The following is a 2,588-nucleotide window of genomic DNA, read 5'->3' as shown; positions in this document are numbered from 1 at the left end:
ATGGAATTGTTGGGATGCTGTGATAGATGATGCGCGATGTGTTGCATCTTGTTGTGACTTGTTGCGGATTGTTGCATCTTGTTGCGTTTTGTTGCTAGTTTGATGGGCAGTGAAGTGTGCCATACCAAATCACAAGTCTTGGATTTGGCACGGCTTCTTCTGTTGCTACAAAATCAATTCGAAAACTGCTGTTGACCACTGCAAAAGGAACTTCCACCACAAATATCTCATCGGGTTTGACATCATCAATACCGTTTATCATCACCGTTTGATTCCCGCGATTGCGAAGGGTTAAGTGATGTACACCGCGCTGATTGAGTTGCTTCAAATCAAGAATGGTATCTGCGGTGATGAGTTTTGCCGATATTGTGCCTGTTCTATCTATCATAGCCATCGGTGTCAATTACAAATAAAAAGTGTCCTGAAAATTCTCTTGCAACTATTTCAGGCGAAAACATGTTGATAAGCACCTTGCCATTGGTTTTAAAGTTTACAGGCTTGTAGGCTTCCAATCCGCCAATTGTACCCTTTTTAAAATCACGCACGTCTACAGCTTCCAAAATAGGATTGCCCTGTGTATCTTCAATGGATAGATTGATATTTTGCAGTGGTATCGCATCGAATTCAAAAAAAGTAACCCCGATACAACGTCCTCTAACAAGTTCCTTTGGCTCTTGCGTGGACTTTCCATTTGCGGTGATGGTAAGGTTTACACCTACATATTTTAAATTTCTATTTCTTTGCATGGTCGTACTTTTTTACGTTGTGTCAATTACTTTTTACTAGCCGATGTTTCAAATCCGATGTATCGCAGTTCAATAAATCCTTTTTCTCCAGCTTGAAGTCCCAAACTTGCACCATCAGGCACTCTGATTTCTGCATTGAGCGTTTTGTTATCTCTAAATAGGATAAACTTGTTAAAAGGATATTTGTATTTGTCTGTGTGAATGGCTTCGGCGATGGCTTTGATCGGCAAATCCATGATGATGTTCGAGTCTTGCTTTTGGATGATTTGACCGTTTAAAAGCGCAATCGGTAAGTTGTTTGTAAAATCTACCAAACCGCGTGATTTACCATCATTGGCAACTCCATAGGTAAGACGTACACTTGTGGCAATAAAATAGCGTCCTGTATCGAGTTTGTTGCCATCAAAGAGATTTTCGCCAACGATTTTCTGTAATTCCTTCTCGAATAAATCTTGGGAACTTCCATTGGCTTGCAATTCCTGTCGAATATAGATTTCACTATCCTGTAATTTGATATTTTTGTTGCGAATGTTGCTAATCATATCGTTTGAGAAATTGCCTGATTCGTTGGCAACTTTCCCAAGAAAGTCTAAAACTTCTGCGTATAATTCTGTTTGTTTCATTGTGTTTTGTATTTGTTAAATTGTTGTTGCGTTTTGTTGCATCTTGTTGCAAATTGTTGCGTTTTGTTGCGGGTATCGTCCTAAAATTTGCTTTTAAGTCAGTGGAAACTCCAATCGTGTAGGTTGGGCAGTGGTTTGATGCGCACCTATTTGAGTGTTGGTTCGATTAGGTGTAAAACGATAGCCCATACCCATGCGTCTGCTTGCTTCAACCGTTGGTTTAATCACATCGCCACCGCCAGTTTCTAACATGTCGTGCATGAATTTGTTCATGGTCGTTCCATCCGCTTCAGGAAGTGTCGGAGTAGCCGCTTCAGCGATAAAGCGTTGTCCTTGACGAATGCCCATTCCTAAAAGCAGGTTTCTAGTGATTTTGGCTGTGGTGTCATTTCCTTGTATAGAAGCTGCACCAAAAATTCCTAGTGCCGCCAGTGCTGCTTTTCGCATTTTAGAATCTTCAATTGGCACAAGTCCTTCAACTCCTGAGGAAAGTAATCCGCCTGCAAGCATCCCGCCTGCATCAAAGGATGCACTAGCGACTGTCTTGCCTGTAAACATTTTAAATTTCATATCTATTTGTTTTTATAATTAATACTTGTTTTTAAGCTTTTGCCATGAGCGTTCCTGCAATAGCAGTGGCAGCAAGCCATAACCCTGCATTGGAAGATTTTTTGGTAACTATTGGTTTTGGAGAGTTAGTGCCATCAGTCACCGTTGGATTACTTACCACATCGATAGGTTCTACGGGTTCTGTAGTGGTTTTGGATTCCACTAAAAAGACTGGATACATCGCGGTGGTGTTTTCTGACCACTGGTGATTATAACCTTCAAATATCCATGCGGCATCGGTGGTTTCTTGACGTATTTCTGTGATGTTGTAGGTGTAGCCAAGTGAGGTGACAATGCTTTCAAAAGCAGGAATCAGCGCATAGAATACCTCGTTGTACTGGTCGAGTGCCAAGCGGGAACATCTACGCCAATTCTCATTTACACGTAAAAACCAATACATATCACGACATACATAGACTGCCATTGCCAAATAGTTGAGTCGATTGTTCAGCTCGCTCACACTTGATGCGGTTTGTAGTTCTTGAAATAGATTTTGGAAATACGGCGCGTGAATAGCTGATATTTCTGCGGTTGTTTGTTGCGGGGTAAAAGTGGAATTCCAACACGTGAGTTCAAATCCGTTGGCGAAAATCGCTCCAAAGGTGTTGGA

5 protein-coding genes are annotated in these 2,588 nt (G+C 41.3%); all 5 read right to left on the bottom strand.

Annotation, left to right across the window (positions count from 1 at the left end; genetic code table 11):
* Positions 1 to 94: 94 nt before the first annotated feature.
* The gene (locus C8N46_RS19995; protein ID WP_108116882.1) at positions 95 to 388 is read right to left on the bottom strand and encodes a hypothetical protein; all 294 of its coding nucleotides are present in this window, start codon (positions 386 to 388) and stop codon (positions 95 to 97) included.
* Positions 378 to 746: a hypothetical protein gene (locus C8N46_RS19990; RefSeq protein ID WP_108116881.1), complete on the bottom strand. Its 369-nt coding sequence runs from the start codon at positions 744 to 746 to the stop codon at positions 378 to 380. The genes C8N46_RS19995 and C8N46_RS19990 overlap by 11 nt, the downstream gene beginning before the upstream one ends.
* Positions 747 to 772: 26 nt before the next feature.
* A complete protein-coding gene (locus C8N46_RS19985) occupies positions 773 to 1,369 on the bottom strand; it encodes a hypothetical protein (protein ID WP_108116880.1) in 597 nt (198 codons plus the stop codon).
* Positions 1,370 to 1,462: 93 nt separating this feature from the next.
* Positions 1,463 to 1,939, bottom strand: coding sequence for a hypothetical protein (locus C8N46_RS19980; protein ID WP_108116879.1), 477 nt, complete (start codon positions 1,937 to 1,939; stop codon positions 1,463 to 1,465).
* Positions 1,940 to 1,970: 31 nt separating this feature from the next.
* Positions 1,971 to 2,588 (bottom strand): hypothetical protein (locus C8N46_RS20735; protein WP_158269222.1); only part of this gene is annotated, 618 nt, incomplete at its 5' end.

Origin of the sequence: Kordia periserrulae (assembly GCF_003054265.1) — a bacterium.
Taxonomy (GTDB): domain Bacteria; phylum Bacteroidota; class Bacteroidia; order Flavobacteriales; family Flavobacteriaceae; genus Kordia; species Kordia periserrulae.
This window is presented reverse-complemented; position numbering and strand designations above follow the sequence as displayed.